We start from the raw sequence: 24,820 nt of genomic DNA on the forward strand, positions 1-24,820 counted from the left end.
TTATTGGAATACGTGGGCGAGGGTAAACAATTGCCCGCGTAATACATAACAAATAATTCACGACGTTTTTTGACTATCCGGTACTGGCTGCAACTATTGTATTTTTCCGGTGGTACGCACGCGCTTACTACCACTGACAACACTGACATCTGCATTGCGGCGGCGCTCGACCCCTGCGTCAATGGCATTCTTCGCCGCGATCAACAGCCCGGCCACCAGAAAGGCACCGGGAGGAAGTACCGCGACGAGGAAGCCCGAGTAGTCCTGGCCCAGTACTGGCAATGTCCAGTTTGCAGCCACCGGGCCGAGCAGCAGGTCCATATCGCTGAACAGTGTGCCGCGGCCAATGACTTCCCGCACCGCACCGATGACGATCAGCACTGCACTGAAGCCTGCGCCCATCATCAGTCCGTCAACCAGTGAAGGCAGTACCGGGTTTTTGCTGGCAAAGGCATCCGCCCGCCCCAGGATCGCGCAGTTGGTTACTATCAGCGGGATAAAAATACCGAGCACCAGGTACAGCTCGTAGGTAAACGCTTTCATCAGCAGTTCGGCGCAGGTTACGAAGGTGGCAATGATCATCACCGAGGCCGGCAGGCGTACCGTCTCCGGCATCTGGTGCCGCACCAGCGAGACCGCCAGATTGGAACAGGCCAGTACCGCGGTGGTGGCGAGGCCGAGGCCGATGGCATTGACGACCGAGCCGGTCACGGCCAGCAGTGGACACAGGCCCAGCAGCTGCACCAGCGCCGCATTATTTTTCCACAGGCCGTTGTGGGTGATTTCACTGTAACTTGGCGTGGCCATCAGTTGCGCTCCCCGTCATTCTGCTGCGGCTGCTTGTTATCGGGATGTTCTACTTCTACCGCGCGCTTGGACACCGGCGCGCTGAAAATTTCCTGTTGGTGCTCGGCGACGAAGTCCAGCACGGTGCGCACCTGATTGACGACCGCTCGCGGAGTGATGGTGGCACCGGTGAACTGGTCAAACGCACCGCCATCCTTCTCCACCTTCCACAGGTCGCGGGCCGGATTCTGGAGGGACTTGCCGTTGAACGACAGTATCCAGTCGCTTTTCTTTACTTCTACCTTGTCGCCAAGGCCCGGAGTTTCGGAATGGCTGGTGACGCGCACACCGGCCACGGAGCCGTCGCGGTTGACGCCCACGAGCATCCGGATAGGCCCGGAGTAGCCATTCGGCGCCACGGTGGGGATGATCACCGCATTGATGGCGCCGTCGCCCTCCCGTGCAAGATTGATATTTCCACCCTGTTTCAGTCCCAGCATGGCCCAGTACTGCTTCGGGATCGGGTAGGTGTCCACCAGCAGGTCGTTGCTGTGACGTTCGATGGGAATGATTTCCAGCAGCGCCTTGGCCGCGGCCTCGCGGATCGCGCGCTCGATGGGTTCGCGAGTGGTGATCTGGGTGATCGCGAGGGTGCCGGCGGTAACCAGCGCAAACAGGGCGAGTATGGCCGCGTTGCTACCGATGGAGCGTTTCAGCATTACTGTTCCTCCAGGTCCGTAGCCTTGCGCGCGGCCTTGTGGCCATAGGTGCGCGGCAGGGTGTAGTTGTCGATGAACGGCGCCGCAAAGTTCATCAGTAGCACGGCAAAGGCCACCCCGTCGGGGTAGGCGCCCCAGGCACGGATCACGAACACCAGCAAGCCGACCCCGGCACCAAACACGAGTCGTCCCTTGTTGCTGGTACAGCCACTCACCGGGTCAGTAACAATGAAAAAGGCCCCGAGCATGGTCGCGCCGGAGAACAGGTGTAGCAGCGGTGAGCCCTCACTCAGGGAGCTGCCACCGTCGTAGAACACTACCGACAGCAATGCCATGGTCACGAGCATGGCCACTGGTGCGTGCCAGGTAATCAGGCGGCGGAACAGCAGGAACAACCCCCCGAGCAGGAAGCCGAAGTTGGCCATCTCCCAGCCGACGCCGGCGACGGTGCCCTTGTTGAAGATCGGTTCCATCTCGTACAGCTGGGCGAGGATGGTGGACTGGTTGTGACGCACGATTTCCAACGGTGTGGCGCGGGTGAATCCGTCGACGTTCATATTGCCGAAGATCAGGGCAAAGCTTTCATCCAGTCCCGGGGTACCGTAAATCAGTTCCGCCGGCGCCACCCAGCGGGTCATCTCTACCGGGAAGCTGATCAGCAGCACCACATAGCCCACCATCGCCGGGTTGAACGGGTTGTAGCCCATACCGCCGTAAAGCTGTTTGGCGAGCAGGATCGCGCTGACACTGCCGATAACCGGGATCCACCACGGGCAGTAGGGCGGCAGGGCGATGCCCAGCAGTAACGCGGTGACCAGCGCGCTGTAGTCTTTCAGGTAAAAGCCTACCGGGCGGTCACGCAGTTTCATCACGGCGGCCTCGGTGGCCAGTGCCGTGAACGCACACAGCGCGATGTTGATGAGTACGCCGGGACCGAAAAAAATCACCAGCGCCAGAACGCCGGGGACGGTCGCCGCTACGACCTGCAGCATGACCTTGGAGGTGCTCTGGCCGGAGTGGGCGTGGGGAGAGGTGACTCGCATCAGGGACATGGTATTTCTCTTATCGCTCCCGGGTTTATTCGCCGGAGCTCTGCTGGGCGGCCAGTTTTTCCTTCAGCTTGCCCTGCATTTTTTCCAGTGCGGTTGCAAACGCGTCGGTATTGGGGTCATCTTCGCTGCGTGCCTTGGCGAGGCGTGCTTCGGCTTTCTCGACCCGTTTTTTCAAAGCCTCGATCTCGCTCGCCAGTTTTTCTTCCGCACTCATGCCTGCACGGGCCGCGGCTGCGGCCTTGGCTTTTTCAATCGCGGCGCCGGCGGCAGACGATGAGGCGCCGGCGACGGTCAGCTTGTCGTCAGTAATCGAGGGTGTACTCTCGGCTTCGCTCGCGCTGGGCGGGGTGGCCTCAGTCTGACCAGCCTGCTTCGCCGACTGTTTTTCGGCTTCTGCCAGCTTGTCGCGTGCTTCCTGTAATTTCAGCTCTGCCGTTTTGAGCTGCGCTTCCAATTGTGCTTTCTGTGCGTCGTCCGCCTCGGCGAGCTTTTTCTGCATCCGCTCCACGCGGTGCTCGGCGCTGGTTAGCGTGCGCTGGGCGCGTGCCAGCTGCTGCTCCGGTGTTGCCTGTTTGGCTTTCACCCGCGCCAGTGCAGCGGCGACGACGTCCGACTCCTGCCTTGCTGCCGTGGCTTCCGGACTGTCGGCTTCCTGTTCCCGCTTCTTGCGTGCCTCTTCGGCCGCTTTCTTGCGCGCCAGCCGCTTCGCCTCTTTCTCGCGCTCGGCTTTTTCCAGGCGCAGCTTGCGGTACTCGAAACGTTCGCGCGCACGATCCGCCTTTTCTTTTTCGGCGCGGGCTTCGCGGATATCGCCCTTGGCGGCGCGGTAGTACTGCACCAGCGGGATGCTGGAGGGGCATACATAAGAGCAGGCACCGCACTCGATACAGTCGAACAGGTTATAGGCCTGGAGCTTTTCGCGGTCTTCCGCGCGCGCATACCAATAGAGCTGTTGTGGCAGCAGGCTGGCGGGGCAGACCTCGGCGCACAGCCCACAGCGGATGCAGGCCTGGGCCGGCGGTGGCGCAGGTAACTCATCTTTACTGGGGGCGAGGATACAGTTGGTGGTTTTCACCACCGGTGCGCTGTCGTCCTCGATGGTGTAACCCATCATCGGGCCGCCGATAACGATTCGCTGCAGCAGTTTGTGGTCCACATCGTGCTGCTTGAGGATATGGCGAATGGGGGTGCCGAGCGGCACTTCGATATTGCGCTGGCGCCCGAGGGATTCCCCAACCACTGTGGTGACACGGCTGATCAGTGGCTCCCCCAGGGTAATCGCGCGGAACACGGCACGCGCAGTGCCCACGTTCTGACAGACGATACCGACATTGGCCGGCAGGCCTTCATTGGGGACCTCGCGTCCGGTGAGTATCTCGATCAGCTGCTTTTCGCCGCCGGAGGGGTACTTGGTCGGGAATACCACCACATGAAAGCGGGTATCTTTGGCCGCCGCTTTCATCGCCTTGATGGCTTCCGGCTTGTTGTCTTCGATACCGATCAGAACCCGCTCTGGCTGGTCCAGCAGGTGAGCGAGTATTTCCACTCCGCCGATGATTTCGCTGGCGTGCTCACGCATCAGCATATCGTCAGCGGTGATGTACGGCTCGCACTCGGTGCCGTTGATGATCAGGGTGTCGATGGTGGCGCCGCCGCGGGGGTTCAGCTTCACCGCAGTGGGGAAGCCCGCTCCGCCCATACCGGCAATGCCGCAGTCGCGGATTTTTTCCAGTACGTCATCGATGTCCCGGCTCGCGTAATCCTCCAGCGGAGTGAGCGCACACCACTCGTCACGGCCATCAGTGTGAATCTGGATACAGTCCGCCGACATACCGGAGGGATGGGCGACGGGCATGGGCTCGATAGCCACAACCTTGCCGGAAGAGGGCGCGTGTACCGGGCAGCTCACCAGGCCGTCTGCCTCGGCGATCTTCTGGCCCTTCTTGACCAGGTCCCCCAGCTTTACCAGCGGTATGGCGGTGCCGCCGATATGCTGGTTGAGCGGTACGATCAGGTCTTTCGCCAGAGGAATGGTGCCGATGGGCTCGCCGGTGGACTGGTGTTTGTTTTCCGGCGGGTGAACCCCGCCATGAAAGTCGTTGACCTTGAGCTCGCGCGACAGGTCCCGGGCCTTCTCGCTGGCGATCAGGTGGGCCTCGCGGGCGGCGCGGCGTTCATCGGCGGTCTGGCGGTGGCTGGTGCGTTCGTCTACTTGGCTCATGCGGCACTCCGGTCGTCGGCGTGCAGATCGGGGCGGTCGCTGGCGATCAATTGAACTCCGTCGCTGGGCTTGTTCGGGTGCCATTGCTGCAGGGAGGTCTCCAGTGGCACCATGTCGATACAGTCTACCGGGCAGGGCTCCACACACAGGTCGCAGCCGGTGCATTCGTCCACAATCACCGTATGCATCTGCTTGGCGGCGCCGACAATCGCATCTACCGGACAGGCCTGGATACACTTGGTACAGCCGATGCACTCTGCCTCGCGGATAAATGCCACTTTCTTGACATCTTCCACGCCGTGCTCCGCATCCAGCGGCACTGCCTCCACATCCAGCAGGTTGGCCAGCTCGTTGATGGTGGCCTGGCCGCCGGGGGGGCACTTGTTGATGGCTTCGCCATCGGCGATGGCCTGGGCATAGGGGCGGCAGCCCGGATGCCCGCACTGCCCACACTGGGTCTGGGGCAGTATGGCGTCGATCTGGTCGACAATAGGGTCTCCCTCCACTTTGAAGCGGACCGCAGCGAAGCCCAGCAGGGCGCCGAATACCAGGGCCATACCACCAAGGATCAGTAGCGGTGTGGATACTTCAGACAGCCATTCCATCGTCGCCTCCTCGCCTTACACCAGTCCGCTGAAGCCCATAAAAGCCAGCGACATCAGTCCAGCGGTCATCATGCCGATGGCCGCACCCTTGAATGGTTTGGGTACGTCCGCCACTGCCAGCCGCTCACGCATGGCGGAAAACAGGATCAGCACCAGGGAAAAACCCACTGCGGCACCGAAGCCATACAGGGTGGATTGCACGAAATTATTTGCTTTCAGGGTGTTCTGCAACGCCACGCCCAGCACCGCACAGTTGGTGGTAATAAGAGGAAGGAAGACCCCCAGCACCCGGTGCAGTAGCGGGCTGGTTTTTTCGATAAACATGCGCGCAAACTGCACCACCACTGCAATCACCAGAATGAAGGATATGGTGCGCAGATACTCCATGCCGAACGGCTCAAGCAGGTAAGTATTCACCAGGTAGGAGCAGATGGCCGCCAGAGTCAGCACAAAGGTAGTGGCGCCGGCCATGCCGACAGCGGTCTCCAGTTTGTTGGAAACGCCCATAAACGGGCACAGGCCAAGGAACTGCACCAGCACATAGTTGTTCACCAGAATGGTGGAGAGCAGGATGACGGTAAATTCGGTCATAGTGATTCCGTTCGGGCCGCAGTTCCGGTTGTCGGACAGGGTTCCGGGCGTTATTCCGGTTGAACCTCCGGAATAGTACCTCGCTGTACAAAAATCAAGCGGCGGGCCGCTGTTGCTAGACGCGCAGCGAGTCGGCCACCGGCGCGCAGCTCCGCAGCAATGGCGCGGAGATTGCAGTTTTCTGTTGCCAGAGTTGGGGGCGGTATTATGGGCGAGAGGGTATAGGCGTTCAACTTGCCATACCTCCCAGAGTTGCGGCGAGGTTCCTGTCAAGATTGCCGGATAGCGACAGCAATGGGCGGAGCCGTCCCGGTAAGGCGGGCAGTCTCATCCCTTTGGACGATGTACAAAAGGCCCCAACAGCGTATATATGGCACTTTCCCCGCCGAGCGCCTGTTGAGCCCGGAACAAATAGCGATTGAGCATGAAAGAGTATTTACTGACTTCGCCCACCATCGACTGGGAGCATCCGCTGATATTGGAAATGGCGAAAGAACTGGCCTGCCGCTCCGGGGCGCGTTTCGGCACCGCCCGCAATTGTTTCGAGTTTGTGCGCGATGAGATTCGCCACAGCGTGGACTTCGAGCTGGGTCCAGTGACATGCCGGGCATCGGACGTGCTGGAGACCGGTACCGGGTTCTGTTTCTCCAAAAGCCACCTGCTGGCGGCCCTGTTGCGTGCCAACGGCATCCCCGCAGGTTTCCGCTATCAGCGCCTGCTGCTGGATGCAGCCGAGGGCCGCTATTGCCTGCACGGCCTGAACAGTATTTACCTGGACGCCTATGGCTGGTTTCGTATCGATGCCCGCGGCAACAAGCCGGGAATCACCGCCGAATTTATTCCCCCACAGGAACGGCTCGCCTATACCCCTTCAGCGGAAGGGGAGTGGGATCTGCCGGAAAACTACCCAGAGCCCCTGCCCCAGGTATTGGCGCTGCTCAACGATCACGACACCCTTGCCGCCGTACAGCAACATTTACCCGACGTTTGATCTTCAAGCCTGTAGGGTTACTCTTGTGCTCTGAACTTGATTGCAGACAGGAGCGAGTATGTCGGACGCGTATACCCCGCCGAAAGTGTGGCAGTGGGACTCCGAGAATGGTGGCCAGTTCGCCAATATCAACCGGCCCATTGCCGGGCCCACCCACGACCAGGCACTGCCGGTTGGCCAGCATCCGATGCAGCTTTATTCCCTGGCCACGCCCAACGGCGTCAAGGCCACCATCATGCTGGAAGAGTTGCTGGCGCTGGGCCATGAAGGCGCAGAATACGATGCCCATCTGATCCGGATTACCGAAGGGGACCAGTTCAGTAGCGGCTTTGTCGATATCAATCCGAACTCGAAAATCCCGGCACTGGTAGACCACAGCACCACGCCGCCGATTCGCGTGTTTGAATCCGGTTCCATCCTGCTTTACCTGGCGGAGAAGTTCGGCGCTTTTCTGCCACACACGCCCGAGCAGCGCACCGAAACCCTCAACTGGCTGTTCTGGCAAATGGGCGCCGCGCCCTTTCTCGGTGGTGGTTTCGGGCACTTTTATGCCTACGCCCCGGAAAAATACGAATACCCGATCAACCGCTACACCATGGAAGTAAAACGCCAACTGGACGTACTGGACCGGCAGTTGGCCGAACATCCGTTTGTGGCGGGCAAGGAATACACCATCGCCGATATGGCCATCTGGCCCTGGTACGGTGCGGTGGTGAAGAATGAAGCCTACGATGCGGCAGAGTTTCTGGAGGCGCACACGTATAAAAATGTGATTCGCTGGGTGAACGAAATCGACCAGCGGCCGGCGGTGCAGCGCGGCAAAATGGTCAACCGCACCTGGGGGGAGCCCTCCGAGCAATTGCACGAGCGTCACGATGCCAGTGACTTCGAGCTGCGTACCCAGGACAAGCTCGAACAGACTGATGACAACGGCGGTCGCTGACGAAAGGCGGTAACCCCCGGGGTAATCCCGGCTACTACCACCACTTCTTTGCGGGCAGGTTGGCACCAAATAACCAGACTGCCCGCCCAGATCCGATTACGCTATCTGCAGACAAGAAAACAATAAACTGAGTGCCGGTTGGTCGTATGGCGAAATACGATGTATTGATCGAGGGTGGGCGTTATTTCGATGGCACCACCGCGCCTTCTGCGATACGGCAGGTGGCGATCCGTGATGGCCGCATCGCGCGGGTAACGGACCAGCCCATCCCTCACTCGGACGCCGCGCAGGTAATTGATGCCCGCGGGCTCTGGGTAACTCCCGGCTTCCTCGATACCCACACCCATTACGATGCCGAAATGCTGGTGAGCCCGAGCTTGTCGGAGTCGGTGCGCCACGGCGTGACCACGGTACTGGTGGGCAGCTGTTCACTCAGCATGGTGTGCAGCGAGGCCGAGGATGCATCCGATATCTTCACCCGCGTGGAAACGGTGCCGCGGGACAAGGTACTGCCGATTTTGCGCACCCGCAAAACCTGGCGCTCGCCCCGGGAATGGATAGAGCATATCGACCAGTTGCCTCTTGGACCCAATGTGATCAGCCTGCTGGGACACAGCGACCTGCGCGTGCGAGCGATGGGGCTGAGTCGTGCCACGGATAGTTCGCAGAAGCCTTCAGCCGGCGAGATGGGTGTCATGGAGTCACTCTTGGAAGAAGCGCTGGAGTGCGGGTTTGTGGGGCTCTCTACCATGTGCCTCAAGTGGGATAAGGTGGATGGCGAGCGCGCCTGGTCAAAGAGCCTGCCCAGTACCTATGCCCGCTGGGAAGAGGTCGCACGCTTGAACAGGCTGGTACGCAAATACGGTCGCGTGCATCAGGGCGCCCCCAACGCGGCGACGCCGCTGCAGATCACCCAGTATATTCGCGAGTGTATCGGCTGGTTGCGTCGCCCCCTGAAAACCACCCTGATCAGCCAGATGGATCTGAAGGGCAGCGCCTACCTGAATGCGCTCACCCGGCTCACGTCGTGGGTGACCAATGCCTTGCGCGGCGATTTCCGCTGGCAGGTGCTGCCAACGCCGTTCACCGTCTATGCCGATGGTATCGATGTGGTGTTTTTCGAGGAGTTTGGTGCGGGAGAAATGGCGCTCGACCTCAAAGACGCGGTGGAGCGCAACGCACTGCTCAAGGATGAACAGTACCGGCGGGACTTTCGCAAGTTCTATGGTGAAAAGCTGAGCCCACGGGTGTGGCAGCGGGACTTCGGGGATGCGGAGATTATCGCCTGTCCGGAGCCGGCACTGGTGGGGAAAAATTTCGCCGAAATCGCACGCGAGCGCGGCATCCATGTGGTCGATCTGTTTCTGGATCTGGTGGTGGAGCACGGCAACCGGTTGCGCTGGTACACCACGGTGGCCAACCATCGCCCGTCGGTACTGCGCCGGATGGTGCGAGACCGGCGCGCACTGATCACCTTCAGTGACGCGGGCGCACACATCCGCAATATGGCGTTCTACAACCTGCCGCTCAGGCTACTCAAGCTGGTACAGGAAGCCGGCGATGCCGGAGAGCCGGTAATGTCCCCGGAAGAAGCGGTGTGGCGGATAACCGGAGACCAGGCCGACTGGTTCGGTATCGAAGCTGGCCGTATTCGCGAGGGGGATCGTGCGGATGTGGTGGTGCTCGACCCTGAACAGCTGGCGCAAGACCTGGAGCAGGTGCACTGGGCCGAAATGGAAAACTTCGGGCTACAGCGGCTGGTCAACCGCAACCCCGGTGTCATCAGGCATGTATTGATCAACGGCCAATTCGCCGTGCGCGACGAAGCCATACAGCCGGAGTTGGGCAAGCAAGTCGGCTTCGGACAGTTCCTGGCTGCGCACTAGCTGGTTGCTCAACCCATACCCTGCTCAACTCGACGGCGTACTGTTATCGCTGTGCATGTCGTCTTGCGCGGCAGAGAGTTGCACGATCGTTTCCGCCAGCGTAGCGCCAATCGGCGCATCCAGTTTCAGGTCAAGCAAATTATCCGCGCGGGTGCACCCGAGGGTGAGTGCGACGATCGGCTTGCCCCACTCCCTGGCATAGCGACAGAAGCGAAACCCCGAGTACACCATCAGCGAGGAGCCCACCACCAGCAGGCCGTCGCTCTCCCGCAAATTTTCCATCGCCAGTTGCACCCGCTCCGCCGGCACATTGTCTCCAAAGAAAACCACGTCCGGTTTCAGAATACCGGCACAGTTGGGGCAATCCGCCACCTGAAAACTACTGAAATCCACCTCCAGATCCGCATCCCCATCCGGCGCTGTCTCCGCGGTGTAATGGCGAAAGCCCGGGTTCAGGTCGTAGCTGCGGTCGTGCACCAGCTGACGCATCGCCCGGTAGTCACAGTCCATACAGCGGATCTCATCGGCGCGCCCGTGCAGGTCGATCACCCGCTCACTGCCCGCGCGCTGGTGCAGGCGATCCACATTCTGCGTGATCAGCAGGTTGATATGTCCGCGCCGCTCCAGCTCCGCCAGATGGAAGTGCGCCGGGTTTGGCGCCGAGTTGCGGATCAGCGGCCAGCCGATCAACGCGCGGCCCCAGTAGCGCTGGCGGGTCGCCGCGCACTTCATGAAATCGCGGTGATCCACCGGCGGTTTGCGTTTCCACAGGCCGTTGCGATCCCGGTAGTCCGGAATGCCGGAATCGGTGCTCACACCGGCGCCGGTCAACACCGTCAAGCGCGGGTGGCGGTGGATAAAATCGGCCAGCTGTTCCGCGGCCAGCTCCGCAGATAAGGCGGGAGCGACAACGGTGTTTTCACCGGTTTGGGAAGAGAAGGAACGTGTGCTCAGGCTCATGGTTCGGGTCGAATCGCAATGACGTCAGATCCAGTATTGTAACGAGTCTGGCAGAGGAAGGTTGCGCCGGGGTTACGCTAATGGTCCACGCGGAAAGTGGCCGAATTTTCCGCGTGGACCAGCAGCGCCGTAAAAGCCGCCAGCGCAGGATTCTACGGCGGTAAACCTCAGTAAGTCTTGTAGGGCAGGAACTTGCCGGACATCACCATATTTACCCGGTCACCTTTCGGGTCTTCCTCGCGCTGGATGTCCATGGAAAAGTCGATTGCACTCATGATGCCATCACCGAACTCTTCGTGAATCAGTTCTTTCATGGTGGTGCCGTATACATTGACCAACTCATACAGGCGGTAGATAAGCGGGTCCGTGGGTATTGCTGTCGGCAGCGAGCCTTTGTAGGGGGCTATCTGCAGCCACGCCACCGCTTCGTCACTCAGGTCGAACAGCTCACCAACCACCGCGGCCTGTGGCTTGGTAAAGGTCATCTGGCCCAGGCAGGCGGCGGTGGTCCACTCTTTCGACTGGCCCACTGCGTCCGCTACCTGGCTCCATTTGAGATCCTTGCGCACCTTGGCAGAGAGGATCATCTCGGTTACTTGCTCGCGGTTACTGATCATGGATTGGCTCCTGTTTGTGATTTATTTGGTCGAGGGAAGTCATACTTCAGGTTGTGCTGGAAATCAGGCTCAGCAGGTAAACAATTATCAGCAGTAGAATCCCGCTGACCGACTGCCAGAAACGCACCGGGTAGCGCTCCATCAGTGGCGGTCGGGTAGCGTTGACGTACTCGGGGTTGGGGTGGCGAAGGTCGTGTACGAACTCTGATAGCGCCTCGTGGCGGCGCAGAGGATTTGGTTGCAACGCTTTTTTCAGGGTGGCATCGACCCATGCGGGAATTTCCAGTGTTTCATTCAGCACACTGCGGTAGCGCAGCTTGTGCTGTGCCGCTACGGTAGTGCAGCGGGCAACGCGGGTTCCGTAAGGGAATTCACCGGACAGCAGGTGATAGGTGAGTACTGCAAGGGAAAACAGGTCTGAGCGCGGGGTTCCCATATCGCCCAGAAAATATTCCGGTGCGGAGTACATCGCGGTGCCCAGAATCAGCTGGCCCTCTCCGGCGGAACTATCCTGGTAACTCTCTGCAATACCATCGACCCGCGCTGCCCCCAGGTCAATCAGTGTGATGGTGCCCGCGCTGCTGATCATGATGTTTTCCGGGCGCAGGTCCTGGTGCAGGATTTCCGCACGGTGCAGCGCCTGGAGCCCGCGTGCGATCTGCTCGACGATATTGCGCACGGTTTCCAGGCTGGGGTTCGGGTTGTCTGTCATCCATTGCCGCAGGGTCTGACCTTCGACCACCTCCATGGCGGTATAGACAAAATTGCGCGGGCGGTGGGTGGCCGCTGCGCGCACCACATGGGCGCTGTTCACGCGCCGTGCGACCCACTCCTCCATCAACAGCCTTTCCAGGTAGGCCGGGTCATCGGAAAGGTCGATGGATGGCGTTTTCAGGATAACCCTGGCACAGCTGGTCTGATCGACGGCGAGATACACATGGCTGCGGCTGCTCGCGTGAATCTCGCGCTCGATGGTGTAGCCATCGAACTCGTCACCGCTTTTAAGGATTGGCGGTAGTGGCAGGCTCCCTGCCTCCTCGATCAGGTCCGGTGTGGTTTCTGGCAGAGAGGTTACTCGCACCAGCTGTACGGTGAGGTTGTCGTTACTGCCGTTGGCGAGCGCGGCGGTCACCAGATTCCTGGCTGCGGATTCCAGGTTGCCATCACACTGCTCCAAATGTTCCATCAGGCTTTTTTGCGACAGTGATTCGTGCACGCCGTCGGTGGTGAAAATAAACAGGTCGCCGGCTTCCAGCGGCAGGCGCCGGTAGTCCACTTCTACCTGTTGTTCGACGCCGAGGGCTCGACTCAGGTAACTGTGCTGTTCGCCGAGCCACTGGCGATGGTCGTGGGTGAGTTGTTCCAGGGAGCCCCGGCGAAGGCGGTAAATGCGGGAGTCGCCAAGGTGGAACAGGTGCGCTTCCCTGCTTTTGAAAATTGCGGCGCTGAAGGTGCATACATACCCTTTGTCCTTGTCGTAGCGGTAGGGGCTTTGTCGGGTCTGGCCATAGAGCCAGGCGTTGGTGGCCTTGAGCACTTGCTCGGCCGCATTTTGGACACTCCAGCCGTCGGACGTGCAGTAGTAATCGTCGAGAAAACTTTTCACCGCCGTTTCGCTGGCGATGGCACTGACGCTACTGCTACTGATGCCATCGGCAATGGCAAAGGCGGCTCCCTTCAGTCCCAGTTGCGGCTCCGGCGGCAGACGCGCGCCGCAGCTGTCCTGATTTTCTGTCTTTAAACCTGCGCTGGTATGTTGGCCGGCTTCTAGGGTGAGGGAGGTCATAGGTCGTATCGGGTTTCGTAGTTGCCGGTATCCGGAAAGTTCTGTGGCGGCACCGCTACCGGGTATAGCCTTGCAAGACACGTCGTGAACCCATCCATGGGGACTCTTCTAAAACGTCCCTGTTTTAGAAGGTCTTGCAAGGCTATACCCGGCATCGGCGCCTTAGCGGAAACTACTCCAGCTGTCCACAAAGGCCCGAATAGTCCAGGGGGCGATATCAGGCCAGCGCCTCTTTACCCGGCTTGGCGGCAGCAGCCGTCAGCTGACGCTTGGGCGCAGTTTTGTAGTGGGTGCTGTACAGGGTGAGACCGGTAAAGGCGAGGCCGCCTACCAGGTTGCCCAGTGCCGTGGGAATCTCGTTCCAGATCAGGTAATCCATTACCGAGAAATCGCCGCCCATCATGATCGCGGTGGGGAACAGAAACATGTTTACTACGGAGTGCTCGAACGCCATAAAGAAGAACAGCATGATCGGCATCCACATGGCGATGACCTTACCGCTGACATTGGTAGAGACCATCGCACCAACCACACCCATGGATACCATCCAGTTACACAGCATGCCGCGCACGAAAATCGTGAACCAGCCGGCGGTGCCGTATTCGGCGTAGCCCAGAGTACGTGCTTCACCCACGGAGGCCAGCTTGGTTCCCACAGCGCCCGGGTCGGTGTTGAAGCCCATGGTAAATACCCAGGCCATCATCACTGCAACGGTCAGCGCACCGGCAAAATTACCGGTAAAAACCAGGCCCCAGTTGCGCAAGATGCCGCCCCAGGTGACGCCGGGGCGCTTGTCGAGCCACGCCAGCGGGCAAAGTACAAAGACCCCCGTGAGCAGGTCGAACCCCATCAGGTACAGCATACAGAAGCCCACCGGGAACAGAATGGAACCAATCAGATGGGAGCCGGTGGTTACCGCGATGGTTACTGCGAACACTGCCGCCAACGCGAGAATGGCGCCGGCCATATAGGCCCGAACCAGGGTGTCGCGGGTCGACATGAAAATTTTGGATTCCCCCGCATCGACCATTTTGGTCACGAATTCGTTGGGAACGAGATAAGCCATAGTTATCACCTTGTTGAAGTTTGAAGACCGGTTGTCCACCTGTGCTGGCTAGCCGGTACGCGCACTGGTTAAAAATGCGTGTACCAGCTATTCCGGGGCACAAAAAAAGCGCCCACACAGTCCAGCCGAAGCCGGAAAGTGATGGACGCCTTTATCCAGTAAGTCTGTTTGTAAAGGGCCTTTAGCCCCGCAGGACTTGCGCAAACCCCCTGCACAAGATCCCTACATCAAAGTTAATAGCAATCTCGGTGCCAACTTTTATCCAGCGGCGCTATGGGATCTGAACGGGCGATAACGGGGCAAGAACTTATGTCGCTGGCGTAGATAACTACGGCGATGCACAGCGGCTGCACTGTCGCGGTGCATTTGCGCTGTGGTAGTGCAGGGGGCGTGGCCATTCATCGGCACCGGGATATTTTTGAGGGGGCATGTTCCCGGCTGGAATATTTATTGCTGGAACAGGGGTATCCACCATTCTTTGCCGGGAAGTGCCGTTATGCCCAAGCACAGTGAAGATGCAGAAAAATTCCTGCTCGCCGCCAAGCGCTCCGAAATCCGGGCGCTGGAGCGTCTGGCGGAGAGTTGTGAACTGGTAACGACCGTATCCGACCTGGTCCATCAGCTGCAACGGGAGCGCGGAATCAGCAATATCTACCTGGTATCCGCCGGGTTCCGTTTTTCCTCCCTGCGGGCAGAGCAGATGCAATTCAGCGGCAAAAGTGCCGATACCTTCCGGCAGTTGTTGCATGACCATTATCTCCAGGAGGGACGATGCAGCAATCCACGGGACATGCGCCTGTTGAACAGCATTGCCTACTCGTTACATGGCCTTGATGAGCTTGAGGAGCTGCGCCGGCATGTGGATGCGTTTGAAGTGAGTGCACTGGAGTCTACCGATGCATTCTGCCGCTTGATTGCCGGGCTGCTTTCGGTCGTATTTGAAGCCGCGGACGTCGCGGATGACCCCGAGGTGACCCGCCTGCTGGTTGCCCTGTTCAACTTTATGCAGGCCAAGGAGTTTTCCGGTCAGGAGCGGGCCTGGGGCGCTATCGGATTTGCGGGTAGCCAGTTTGACGAGCGCCTGCACCAGCGGTTGGAGCAACTACAGGATTGCCAGCGGCGCAGCCTGGAAGTGTTTCTCGAGTTTGCCGGGGATACCGAGCAGGCCCGCTGGCAGGCCATCGAGGACAGCGACGAAACACGCGACCTCAACCGCCTGCGTCGGGTCATTGCCGGATTGAGTAACGGCGAGCCTATTGCCGCAGAGGTAAGTGAAGTGTGGTACCAACTGGCCACCGCGCGTATTGACTCCATGCACCGGCTGGAGGACGCCATGGCAGCCCGCTTGCTGCGCGTGAGTCGCAAGCGGGTAGCGGATGCGCAATCGGAGTTGGGGCACCACTATGCACAGCTACAGAAAATGAAATCCACCGACTGGAGCCGCTTGCCGGCACTGGCGGTATTGTTTGACCCAGAAGTGCCAGGGTTATACGGCCGTGCGTCCACCGCCGGTGTACCGCCGCTGCACGGTCAGAGTCTGGCGCACTCGCTCTACGACCTGATCCGCTCCCAGGTGGCCCATATCCATCGCGTAAGTGAAGAGCTGGATGAAACCCGTCGGGCACTTACCGAGCGCAAACTGATCGAGCGCGCCAAAGGGGTATTGATGCGCAACTTGCGTCTTAACGAAGATGATGCTTATCGGACAATGCAGCAACGGGCGATGGAGATGAACCTGAAGCTGGCGGATGTGGCGGCGAAGATCATCGAGATCGGAAACCGGCGGGGAGCGCTGGATAGTGACGGGGGTAAATCCCGGCCGGCGGATGCAGCTCGCGGCGGCAGTCCGGCTTAAAATGCGGGGTGGCCGAATATGGCCCCGAGAACGTTCTTCAGAACGCGCGCAGGGCAAGGTACCAGTTAAGCAGGGTATGTGGCGCGGGGGTATTAAAAAACCGTTGCAGGATAAAACCACTGGCAAAGGCAACACCCATTGCCACCGGCAATGGGATTTTTTGTGTCTGCGCCAGAGCCTGCACGCGCTGCTGTTCCAGCAGGCTGACCGTGCTGCGCCGTTGAAGATCTAGATCCTGTCGACACTGTTCAATCTGTCTGTTTAAAGAGCGCAGTGACATCGTTGAGCGCCTCTCTTGCCTGCTTTTTGCTTTCTTCAAAGCCGAGTAATTTGCGAAGGCTGTTTATGGAAAGTCCCAGCCCACCAATAATCAGTAATTGCGACACCATAAAAATGGCGAAGCCGATATACACGGACTGAAAGAAATAGTAGCCGAGCAGCCCGAGCCCGGCACATACGCTGACAATCAGCGCGATGGCCAGGAAAAACAAAAACATCAAAAGCAAGACAATGCGCTTGCCGGCACCCAGCGTACGCTGGAATTCAAGGTGTACAAGGCGGGTGAAGTTTTCAGACCAGGCCGTGGCCAGGGTCATGGTGGCTTCGGCGCGTTGCATCAGCGCATCAATATCGGATCCGGCTTTTGCTGCGGTGTCGGTGGAATCGGTGTGAGAATATTCCGAATCGTAACGGCTGTGGCTGCGGGAACCCGCAGCCGTTTCGGGGGACTCATCCTGAAATGCCGCACGCCCGTCATCGGTAGGTCTACCGTGCGGATGCTTACCGGGTTTGTCAGGTCCAGCCATTCAGTCATCCCCTGCGTCGTTTATATGTGAAGTACAGTCGTGAAGTGATCGATTTGTGTGGCGCGGGATCACTTCAGGATTTTCGCGATCAGCCAGCCCGCCGCAAAGGCGCAGCCAACACTGACAAGCGGATGTGCCTTGATGGAGTTTTCAGCCCGCTCTGCGACGTCATGAGCACGCTGTTTACCGTGTTCCATTGACTGATGGGCCCGGTCTTTTACCTGCCCCGCGGTCTCACGAGCGCGGGTCTTTACCTGCTCCGCGGTATCGTGTGCTGCCTCGCCGGCCAGATTGTAGGCTTGATGCAGCTTTTCGCGTGTTGAGTGTGTACCACTGTTAGGGGATTTTGCAGTTGCCATGACGCTCTCCTCCGATAGCAAGGTGAGCAGAAAGGATAGGGACCGCGGCAGCGGAAAAGCAGGGAAAGGCGCTTAATACAAGCAATCGGTATTAGCCACTGACGGCTTATATCGAAATATGACTGGATTTCGAAAATGTTCCTCGGGGTTTGGGCGGGAGCAGGAGGTCGCCCCAAAAAGGGGGCTGACCTCACATTCACAGTACCTTAATCAGGCCGAGGTGTTGTCTCCGGCATTGCCCGGATTCAGCGCTTCGCGAATAACAAACTGGATGTATTCCTTGTGTGCGCGGGACGCGGGATCGTTGCCATTTGTACTTAGCTGACGGTCGATCTGCTTGAGCGAGTACCTTGCCAGCGCCTGTGCCTGTTGCTGGCGCGCGTCCTCCGCAGAAGGTTTCGACATTTTGATCAGGCGATTCACATACTCCCGCTGCAGGTTCTGGCGGAAGGTGTCCACATTGCCAGTTGCGTCTGCGGCAAAAATCGCGAGGTTGAGATCCGCGTAGAGGTCCGTCATGGAATATTCGTTACCGTAGAGTGACGAATCCTGGACGCGCTTCAGCACCACCGGATTGAGCAGGTGATCCAGGACGGATTTCTGGATGTTCAAGACCAGGTCGTGAACCTTGGGGTCTTCGGTTTTACCATAGAAGAAGAACCAGCGGCGCTGCTGCTGCAATTGCTTAATCAACTCCGCTGGAACCACCAGTGCCTCCGGGGCAAAAACATACTCCTCCAGAATCTTCATCGCCCTTTTTTGCTCCGCAACCGGTACCGGACGGAACGGATCGTTTGCGCCTTCCTGCCCGACCATGGCGCGATCAACCATGACACCGCCGATATAGCGCGACACCGTCTGTGCGGCACTGCCGTAGTTGCCAAGAGCGACGTTGGCGCCGTTGACCAGTTCCTGCCGGGACTCCCCCTGGGTGAGCAGGCGCTCAGGCAAGGTGGCGAGAATTTTCTGACCGAGTTCAAACTGATTCCTGGCATAGCCGATGGCGTCGCCGCTCATATCGTTGATCATGATGCGGGGATCAATACCGGCACCGGGTCTGCGCATATCGTCTGCATCATTACCAAACGCCAGTGCCGGGTCGGTGGAGCGGGCCAGAATATTGGTCAGGCGCTGTTCCTCTTCTTCACTGTCTACTAACGCTGTCGAATAGCCATATTCGATGGCCCAGCGGTCGTAGGCACCCGGCGCCACGTCATAGAATTGCCCCTGCGTATCCGCGTCTGCCGACAGGTTGGCCGCGGGGTAATCCATGACGGAGGCGGTCAGCCCCTGGGCGCGAGTGCGCTCGCCATCGAACACAGACTCGAGAGGCTGGTGCTGACTGGCAATAAAGTTGTGATTCAGCCCCAGCGTGTGTCCGACTTCGTGCAGGATCAGGAAATACAGGAACTCTTCTGAAAACCGGCTGACGGTCGCTGTGTCTGCGCCCATGGCGTTGAGTGCGGCGGAACCGAATGCGCCGCCCATGTAAATGGGGGCATGGGACTGGGCCGCAGGATGAAAGCCGGTATTTGCGGAGGGGGTTATGCTCGCCGGCACGTCATAAATATCCTCCATACGCGACCGGTTTTGCATGGCGACCAGCTCGAGCATGATGTCGGCGCCCAGGATCTGCCCGGTGCGAGGGTCTCCGATACTCGGGCCGAGGCCACCGAACAGCGGTTGCGGCGAGGCGGTCCAACGCAACACGTTGTACTGGAGGTCTCCCGCATCCCATTCCGCATCGTCCGGCTGCACTTTTACCTGTATCGCGTTCTTGAACCCCGCCTGCTCGAAGGCCTGGTTCCAGGCGAGTGTGGCATCGCGGATGGTGTCCCGGTATTCCAGCGGCGTTGTATTTTCGATCCACCAGACAATAGGCTCCACCGGCTCGGAAACCTCTGCCAAGGGGTTCTTCTTGACCAGGTGCCAGCGATTGATAAAGTCGCCGTAGGGGGCCGCGCTGTCAGAGGTCATTACCTGTCGCAGAGCGGTGAAGTAGCCGATGCGGGGATCGTCCCGGCGCGGCGTGAAGTCGTTTTCCGGTGCCTCAATCAGAATATGACGGATACTGAAGGCCAGGCTTCGCTCATCCCCAAGGGCATAGTCCTTGATGTCACTGCCGAATTCTTTTGGCAGCACAGGCTCCGGGTTGTCGTAGACATACTCAACGACAACGTCAGTATTTTTCGGGTAATTGTGCAGGCTGGTGAAACGGGTCTTCTCCGCATTCAGCTTGCCCAGTGCGAGCCGCTCTCCGGGCTTTTCCTCGGGATTTGGGGAGGGTTTCAACTGGCGCAGGGAGTCGTTGAGAAATAGCGAATCCACGTTGACGAAAAAGGCGCCGCTGTCTTTGTCCTTTGCCTCAATCTTGAGTGCTGCTAACAGGGGGCGATTGACATTGGCGTGGTTCGCGCGACTGACGGGATTTGCCTCATCGTGAACAAAAATGGTGTTTTCCTGCCGCACGTGAATTTTGTCGAAGTACTGCTCGAAGCGGAGCACTCGTGGTTCAAAATACATTCCCATGGTGTGGTAGATATTGTTCCCGGGAATGCCGTTGCTGACCTGCATGTGGTGGATGATGTCCTTGCCAAGTTGTTCCGGCAGGATTTTCAGGTACAGGCTGCCGCTTTTTTCGTTCTGGTACAGATCGAACAAGCCGGCGAATTGTTTGGTTTTGTTGGTGATTTCTGCCACCGGTTTGAGATCGCCTTCGGCTTTGGTGGCTTCATCGGAGGGCGATTTTTTCGCGCAGGCAGAGAGCAGCAGTAGAAATGCGGCGGCACAGAGCAGCCTGGCCGCATATGTGAGCTTGGCCATGGGGAAGTCCTTTTATTTTGAGTGGGCTGTTGTCACAGGGTCTGAACAGCCTTACCTCTTCCTGTGGACTGCTTGAGTAAACCAAATTTTTGAAATGGAGGCCAGCGCGCTGCCGCCACCCACACTATGGTTGAAAATGCCGGTTTATATTGCCGACGACCCCGTCGAGTAGCCGCTGGCGGCTCTCGCGACTGACCCAGGCACAGTGCGGTGTGAGGATGAGGTTGGGAATATTCCCCGTAAGTAGCGGGTGATCTTGGGGGGGCGGTTCGACGCTGAGGACGTCGAGGGCGGCGCCGGCGATCTGATGTTCTTTCAGGGCAGTGACCAAAGCGGGTTCGTCCACCAGTCCACCGCGGGCGGTGTTGATCAGGAATGCGGAGTCTTTCATCGCCGCCAGAAAGTCCCGGTTTACCAGCCGGTCGGTCTGTTCGGTGAGGGGGCAGTGCAGGCTGACCACATCGGATTCCGCCAGCAGTGTTTCAAGTGGCGTGCGCCCGGGCTTTTTCTCGCCGGTGAAGGAGGCGGCCACCAGGATCTCCATCCCCAGCGCCTCCCCAAGCCGCGCGACTTTCTGCCCCAGGTCGCCGTAGCCGATGATACCGAGCGTCTTGCCCGCCAGCTCGATTACCGGGTAATCCAGGCGACAGAAAATCGGCGATTGGCTCCAGCGGCCCTGTTGCACATCGTCGTTGTACTGATGCCAGCGAGTGGCGAGTGCCAGCATCAGGGCGAGGGTATGCTGAGCGAGGGAACTGCCGGTGTAGCCGGCCACATTCTTGACCGGAATGTTTTTTTCTGCGGCGGCGTCCAGGTCAATATTGTTGGTGCCGGTGGCGCAGACACAGATGAGCTTCAGGTTGGGGGCGTTGTCGATCAGCGCGCGATCGAGCACGACCTTGTTGGTGATGACAACGTCGGCGTTTGTAATGCGTTCCGCGGTCTGTCGCGGAGACGTGGTCTCAAAAAAATCCCAGTGATCCACCGCGTGTTCGAGCGCGGAAGTATCCAGCTCTTCCAGTTTCATGGTGAGGGTATCGAGAAACACACCGCGCATCTGTCGCTTCCTTTCTGTCTAACCTGCCGAATTTTCCGATAAGGCCCTCAGGGGCTGTTTTCTGCGGAACGATTGCCGATGAGGTTGTGGAGCAGAAAATTGCCCCTGAGGGCCGCCCTGAAGCTAATTCAAGGCGGTTGGCGATGCCCATCCCGGCTACAAGCTTGTACCCGGGATAAGCTTGGTGATTTACATCACCCGCATACCCGGCTGCGCACCCTCGTGGGGCTCCAGAATCCAGATGTCCTTGCCGCCGGGGCCGGCCGCAAGCACCATGCCCTCACTCACACCAAAGCGCATCTTGCGCGGCGCCAGGTTGGCCACCATCACCGTGTGCTTGCCGATCAGGTCTTCCGGGCTGTAGGCGCTCTTGATACCGGCAAACACATTGCGGGTCTCGCCGCCCAGGTCCAGGGTCAGGCGCAGCAGTTTGCCGGCACCTTCCACATGTTCCGCGTTAGCGATCAGCGCGATGCGCAGGTCCACCTTGGCGAAGTCGTCGAACTGGATCTGCTCGGCGAGCGGGTCGTCCGCCAGCGGGCCGCTCGCCGCCTTGGCCTCCGCCTGCAGCTGCGCCAGGGATTCCTTGGCCGCCTCCTGCATCGCGTCCACCTGGGTCTTATCAATACGCTGCATCAGCGGCTTGAACTTGTTGATGGTGTGGCCGGCCAGCGGAGTGGTAGCGGTGTTCCAGTCCAGCGCAACACCGAGGAATTCCTCGGCCTTTTTCGCGGTTTCCGGCAGCACCGGTGCGAGCCAGGTGATCAGCGCGCGGAACATGTTGACGCCCTGGGAACAGATCGCCAGTACCTCTTGCTCCTTGCCTTCTTCCTTCGCCAGCGACCAGGGGGCCTTATCCGCAATCCAGGCGTTGGCGGCATCCGCTAGTGCCATGATCTCGCGGGTGGCGCGGCTGTATTCGCGCGCCTCGAAATGTTCGGTGATACGCGGGGCCGCTTCCACAAACTGGTTCCACAGGGTCTCGTCGGCGAGTTCCGCAGACAGGGCACCGCCGGACTTGCTGACAAACTTGGCGGTGCGCGAGGCGATGTTGACCACCTTGCCCACCAGATCCGAATTCACCTTGGCGATAAAGTCGTCGAGGTTCAGGTCCAGGTCGTCAACGCCACCCGTCAGTTTGGCGGCGAAGTAATAGCGCAGGTATTCCGGGTTCAGGTGGTCGAGGTAGTTGCGCGCATTGATAAAGGTGCCGCGGGATTTGGACATCTTCTTGCCATTGACGGTCAGGAAGCCGTGTACACACACCTTGTTGGGGGTGCGGAAGTCGGCGGAGTCGAGCATGGCCGGCCAGAACAGCGCGTGGAAGTTGACGATGTCCTTGCCGATAAAGTGATACACCTCGGCGGTGCTGTCTTTTTTCCAGTAGTCCTGCCAGTCGAGATTGTTCTGGTCGCAGTAGTTCTTGAGGCTCGCCATGTAGCCGATGGGTGCGTCCAGCCACACGTAAAAATACTTGCCCGGCGCATCGGGGATTTCAAAACCGAAGTAGGGCGCGTCGCGGGAGATGTCCCACTCCTGCAGCCCCTCGTCCAGCCACTCGGAGAGCTTGTTGGCCACTTCGGCCTGCAGGGTACCGGAGCGGGTCCACTGTTTCAGGAAGTCGGTAAACGCGGGCAGGGTGAAGAAAAAGTGCTCGGACTCTTTCTCCACCGGGGTTGCACCGGAGATGGCGGAGATCGGGTTGATCAGCTCGGTGGGACTGTAGGTGGCGCCGCAGGCCTCGCAGTTGTCGCCGTACTGGTCTTCGGTCTTGCACTTGGGGCAGGTGCCCTTGATGTAGCGGTCCGCCAGGAACAGCTCTTTCTCCGGGTCGAAGGCCTGGGTAATGGTGCGCGAGGCAATATGGCCATTCTCCCGCAGGCGCTTGTAGATCATGGCCGACAGCTCGCGGTTCTCCTCCGAGTGGGTGGAGTGGTAGTTGTCCACGCCAATCAGGAAGTCGTTGAAGTCCCGCTGGTGCTCCGCCTGCATATTGGCGATGTGCTGCTCTGGCGTCAGTCCCAGCTGCTCGGCTTTCAGCATGATCGCGGTGCCGTGGGCATCGTCGGCGCACATGTACAGGCACTGGTTGCCCTGGGCACGCTGGAAGCGGGCCCAGATATCGGTCTGGATGTACTCGAGAATATGGCCCAGGTGCAGAGAGCCATTGGCATAGGGCAGGGCGCTGGTGACGAGGATGTTTCTGGGCTGGGTGCGAGTCTGAGACATCGTTGATTCCAAAAGCTGCGAGACTGGGTTGTCCAAGTAAAATCAGGTGTGGCCGCCGATGCATTGGGGCGGCCGGAAAAGAGCGCGGAATATAGCAGAAATGGGCCCTGCAAGGCACCCGGTGGGGCGCCCCGCAGGCTTGTGTTGGCTGCAGACCTTGCCCACAATGCCGCCCGAAACCCAGACCAATAAGCACAGGTAGCAGACCCTGTGTCAGCGAGGACCGCAGCGTGACCGACCATCATCACCACCATGAACACGACCACGAGGATATTCCGGCAGACGTCCAGGCCCAGCTGGAGCGGGTGGCGGAGGTTATCGGCGCACTCGAGGACCCGGCCACTGGCCTGCCGCTGGATCAGCTGGAGGCGGATATCGAAGTGGGCTTTGACGCGGGCACGGTCTACACCGGTGTGACCCTGGGGTATCCCTGCGCCAGTCAGCAGGGGGCGTGGGCGCAGCGGATTCGTACCGCCTGTGAGCCGCTGCTCGCCGAGGGACCACTGGCGGGTTCTGATATTCGCAGTGATCTGTTTTTCGAGGTCGGGCGTACAGAGGTCGGTGAGGTGCCTGAATCACTGCGCGCGGTGAAAAACATCATCGCCGTGGCCTCGGGCAAGGGCGGTGTCGGCAAGTCCACCACCGCGGTAAACCTGGCGCTGGCGCTGGCGGCGGAAGGCGCCTCGGTAGGTCTGCTGGACGCGGATATCTACGGCCCCAGCCTGCCTACCATGCTCGGAACCCATGGGCTGCGCCCGGAAGTGAAGGACGGCAAGTTTTTTGTGCCGATTCCCGCGCAGGGACTGCAGACCATGTCACTGGGCTACCTGCTGACCGAAGACACCCCGGCGGTATGGCGCGGCCCCATGGCCAGCGGCGCACTGAACCAGATGCTGACTCAGACGCTCTGGGGGGTTGGGGCTGAGGACGGAGAACTTGATTACCTGGTGGTCGATATGCCGCCGGGTACCGGCGACATCCAGCTGACCCTGTCGCAAAAAGTGGCGCTTGCCGGTGCGGTAATTGTGACAACACCCCAGGACCTGGCACTGGTGGACGCGATCAAGGGTGTGGAAATGTTCCGCAAGGTTTCGGTACCGGTGTTGGGTATCGTCGAGAACATGGCGCTGCACACCTGCTCCAACTGCGGCCACCGGGAACCGGTGTTTGGCAGTGGTGGCGGAGAACGGATGGCGGCGGAATACGGTACCCGCCTGCTGGGGCAGCTGCCGCTGGCGATGTCGATTCGCGAACAGGCGGATAGCGGAAAGCCGACGGTAGCGGTCGCTCCGGAGGGCGAGGTATCCGCGTTGTACAAAGAAATTGCACGCAAGGCGGCTGCACAGGTGTGGCTCGCCGGCGAAGACGAGGGTATGCCAGAGATCGAGATGGGTTGACCGCTTTAATGCTCTATCGGGAATTTTGGCGGAGTTCGCGCTTTTTCGTATACTGGTTGCCGAAAATAGCC

General features: G+C 59.5%; 21 protein-coding genes. 5 read left to right on the forward strand and 16 right to left on the reverse strand.

The window, feature by feature from the left end:
• Positions 1–93: 93 nt before the first annotated feature.
• The 6 genes from GTQ55_RS04535 to rsxA are packed head-to-tail and all read right to left on the reverse strand — an operon-like array spanning position 94 to position 5,974.
• Positions 94–807, reverse strand: coding sequence for an electron transport complex subunit E (locus tag GTQ55_RS04535; RefSeq protein WP_161857665.1), 714 nt, complete (start codon positions 805–807; stop codon positions 94–96).
• The gene (rsxG, locus tag GTQ55_RS04540; protein WP_161857666.1) at positions 807–1,505 is read right to left on the reverse strand and encodes an electron transport complex subunit RsxG; all 699 of its coding nucleotides are present in this window, start codon (positions 1,503–1,505) and stop codon (positions 807–809) included. The genes GTQ55_RS04535 and rsxG overlap by 1 nt, the downstream gene beginning before the upstream one ends.
• Positions 1,505–2,557: an electron transport complex subunit RsxD gene (gene rsxD / locus GTQ55_RS04545; RefSeq protein ID WP_161857667.1), complete on the reverse strand. Its 1,053-nt coding sequence runs from the start codon at positions 2,555–2,557 to the stop codon at positions 1,505–1,507. The genes rsxG and rsxD overlap by 1 nt, the downstream gene beginning before the upstream one ends.
• A gap of 25 nt (positions 2,558–2,582) precedes the next feature.
• Positions 2,583–4,778 (reverse strand): electron transport complex subunit RsxC, encoded by a 2,196-nt coding sequence (rsxC, locus tag GTQ55_RS04550; RefSeq protein WP_161857668.1) that lies wholly within the window; start codon positions 4,776–4,778, stop codon positions 2,583–2,585.
• Positions 4,775–5,383, reverse strand: a complete 609-nt coding sequence (gene rsxB, locus GTQ55_RS04555) for an electron transport complex subunit RsxB (RefSeq protein ID WP_161857669.1) — start codon at positions 5,381–5,383, stop codon at positions 4,775–4,777. The genes rsxC and rsxB overlap by 4 nt, the downstream gene beginning before the upstream one ends.
• A gap of 15 nt (positions 5,384–5,398) precedes the next feature.
• Positions 5,399–5,974: an electron transport complex subunit RsxA gene (gene rsxA / locus GTQ55_RS04560; RefSeq protein WP_161857670.1), complete on the reverse strand. Its 576-nt coding sequence runs from the start codon at positions 5,972–5,974 to the stop codon at positions 5,399–5,401.
• A gap of 424 nt (positions 5,975–6,398) precedes the next feature.
• On the opposite strand from rsxA, the gene GTQ55_RS04565 reads away from it, so the two are divergent.
• From GTQ55_RS04565 to GTQ55_RS04575, 3 genes are all read left to right on the forward strand, one after another.
• Positions 6,399–6,965, forward strand: coding sequence for a transglutaminase-like domain-containing protein (locus GTQ55_RS04565; RefSeq protein WP_161857671.1), 567 nt, complete (start codon positions 6,399–6,401; stop codon positions 6,963–6,965).
• A gap of 58 nt (positions 6,966–7,023) precedes the next feature.
• Positions 7,024–7,908, forward strand: coding sequence for a glutathione-dependent disulfide-bond oxidoreductase (gene yghU, locus GTQ55_RS04570; RefSeq protein ID WP_161857672.1), 885 nt, complete (start codon positions 7,024–7,026; stop codon positions 7,906–7,908).
• A gap of 146 nt (positions 7,909–8,054) precedes the next feature.
• Positions 8,055–9,794 carry an N-acyl-D-amino-acid deacylase family protein gene (locus GTQ55_RS04575; protein ID WP_161857673.1) on the forward strand — a complete coding sequence of 580 codons (1,740 nt, stop codon included), beginning with the start codon at positions 8,055–8,057 and terminating at the stop codon, positions 9,792–9,794.
• Between the two features lie 24 nt (positions 9,795–9,818).
• On the opposite strand, the gene GTQ55_RS04580 is transcribed toward GTQ55_RS04575, so the two are convergent.
• From GTQ55_RS04580 to GTQ55_RS04595, 4 genes are all read right to left on the reverse strand, one after another.
• Positions 9,819–10,754: an NAD-dependent protein deacetylase gene (locus GTQ55_RS04580; RefSeq protein WP_161857674.1), complete on the reverse strand. Its 936-nt coding sequence runs from the start codon at positions 10,752–10,754 to the stop codon at positions 9,819–9,821.
• A 167-nt stretch (positions 10,755–10,921) separates the two neighbouring features.
• Entirely contained in the window at positions 10,922–11,371 is a 450-nt protein-coding gene (cynS, locus tag GTQ55_RS04585; protein WP_161857675.1) for a cyanase, read from the reverse strand.
• 46 nt (positions 11,372–11,417) lie between these two features.
• Positions 11,418–13,157: a bifunctional protein-serine/threonine kinase/phosphatase gene (locus tag GTQ55_RS04590; protein WP_161857676.1), complete on the reverse strand. Its 1,740-nt coding sequence runs from the start codon at positions 13,155–13,157 to the stop codon at positions 11,418–11,420.
• Positions 13,158–13,374: 217 nt separating this feature from the next.
• Positions 13,375–14,223: a formate/nitrite transporter family protein gene (locus GTQ55_RS04595; protein ID WP_161857677.1), complete on the reverse strand. Its 849-nt coding sequence runs from the start codon at positions 14,221–14,223 to the stop codon at positions 13,375–13,377.
• Between the two features lie 496 nt (positions 14,224–14,719).
• Here GTQ55_RS04595 and GTQ55_RS04600 point away from each other — a divergent pair, with 496 nt between their 5' ends.
• Positions 14,720–16,078, forward strand: coding sequence for a nitrate- and nitrite sensing domain-containing protein (locus GTQ55_RS04600; RefSeq protein WP_161857678.1), 1,359 nt, complete (start codon positions 14,720–14,722; stop codon positions 16,076–16,078).
• 37 nt (positions 16,079–16,115) lie between these two features.
• Here GTQ55_RS04600 and GTQ55_RS04605 read toward each other — a convergent pair whose 3' ends face one another.
• The 6 genes from GTQ55_RS04605 to metG form a co-directional block, all read right to left on the reverse strand.
• Complete coding sequence (locus tag GTQ55_RS04605) at positions 16,116–16,358, reverse strand: hypothetical protein (RefSeq protein WP_161857679.1); 243 nt, start codon at positions 16,356–16,358, stop codon at positions 16,116–16,118.
• Positions 16,327–16,884, reverse strand: coding sequence for a hypothetical protein (locus GTQ55_RS04610; protein ID WP_161857680.1), 558 nt, complete (start codon positions 16,882–16,884; stop codon positions 16,327–16,329). The genes GTQ55_RS04605 and GTQ55_RS04610 overlap by 32 nt, the downstream gene beginning before the upstream one ends.
• A 68-nt stretch (positions 16,885–16,952) precedes the next feature.
• The gene (locus GTQ55_RS04615; RefSeq protein WP_161857681.1) at positions 16,953–17,243 is read right to left on the reverse strand and encodes an ElaB/YgaM/YqjD family protein; all 291 of its coding nucleotides are present in this window, start codon (positions 17,241–17,243) and stop codon (positions 16,953–16,955) included.
• A 210-nt stretch (positions 17,244–17,453) separates the two neighbouring features.
• Entirely contained in the window at positions 17,454–20,066 is a 2,613-nt protein-coding gene (locus GTQ55_RS04620) for a zinc-dependent metalloprotease (RefSeq protein ID WP_161857682.1), read from the reverse strand.
• A gap of 124 nt (positions 20,067–20,190) precedes the next feature.
• On the reverse strand, positions 20,191–21,123 hold the full coding sequence (locus GTQ55_RS04625; RefSeq protein ID WP_161857683.1) for a D-2-hydroxyacid dehydrogenase: 933 nt from the start codon (positions 21,121–21,123) through the stop codon (positions 20,191–20,193).
• A 189-nt stretch (positions 21,124–21,312) separates the two neighbouring features.
• Positions 21,313–23,352, reverse strand: a complete 2,040-nt coding sequence (gene metG, locus GTQ55_RS04630; RefSeq protein ID WP_161857684.1) for a methionine--tRNA ligase — start codon at positions 23,350–23,352, stop codon at positions 21,313–21,315.
• Between the two features lie 230 nt (positions 23,353–23,582).
• Between metG and apbC the strand changes: the two genes are divergently transcribed.
• A complete protein-coding gene (apbC, locus tag GTQ55_RS04635; RefSeq protein WP_272927890.1) occupies positions 23,583–24,749 on the forward strand; it encodes an iron-sulfur cluster carrier protein ApbC in 1,167 nt (388 codons plus the stop codon).
• The last annotated feature ends 71 nt before the right edge of the window (positions 24,750–24,820 follow it).

Origin of the sequence: Microbulbifer hydrolyticus (genome assembly GCF_009931115.1) — a bacterium.
Taxonomy (GTDB): domain Bacteria; phylum Pseudomonadota; class Gammaproteobacteria; order Pseudomonadales; family Cellvibrionaceae; genus Microbulbifer; species Microbulbifer hydrolyticus.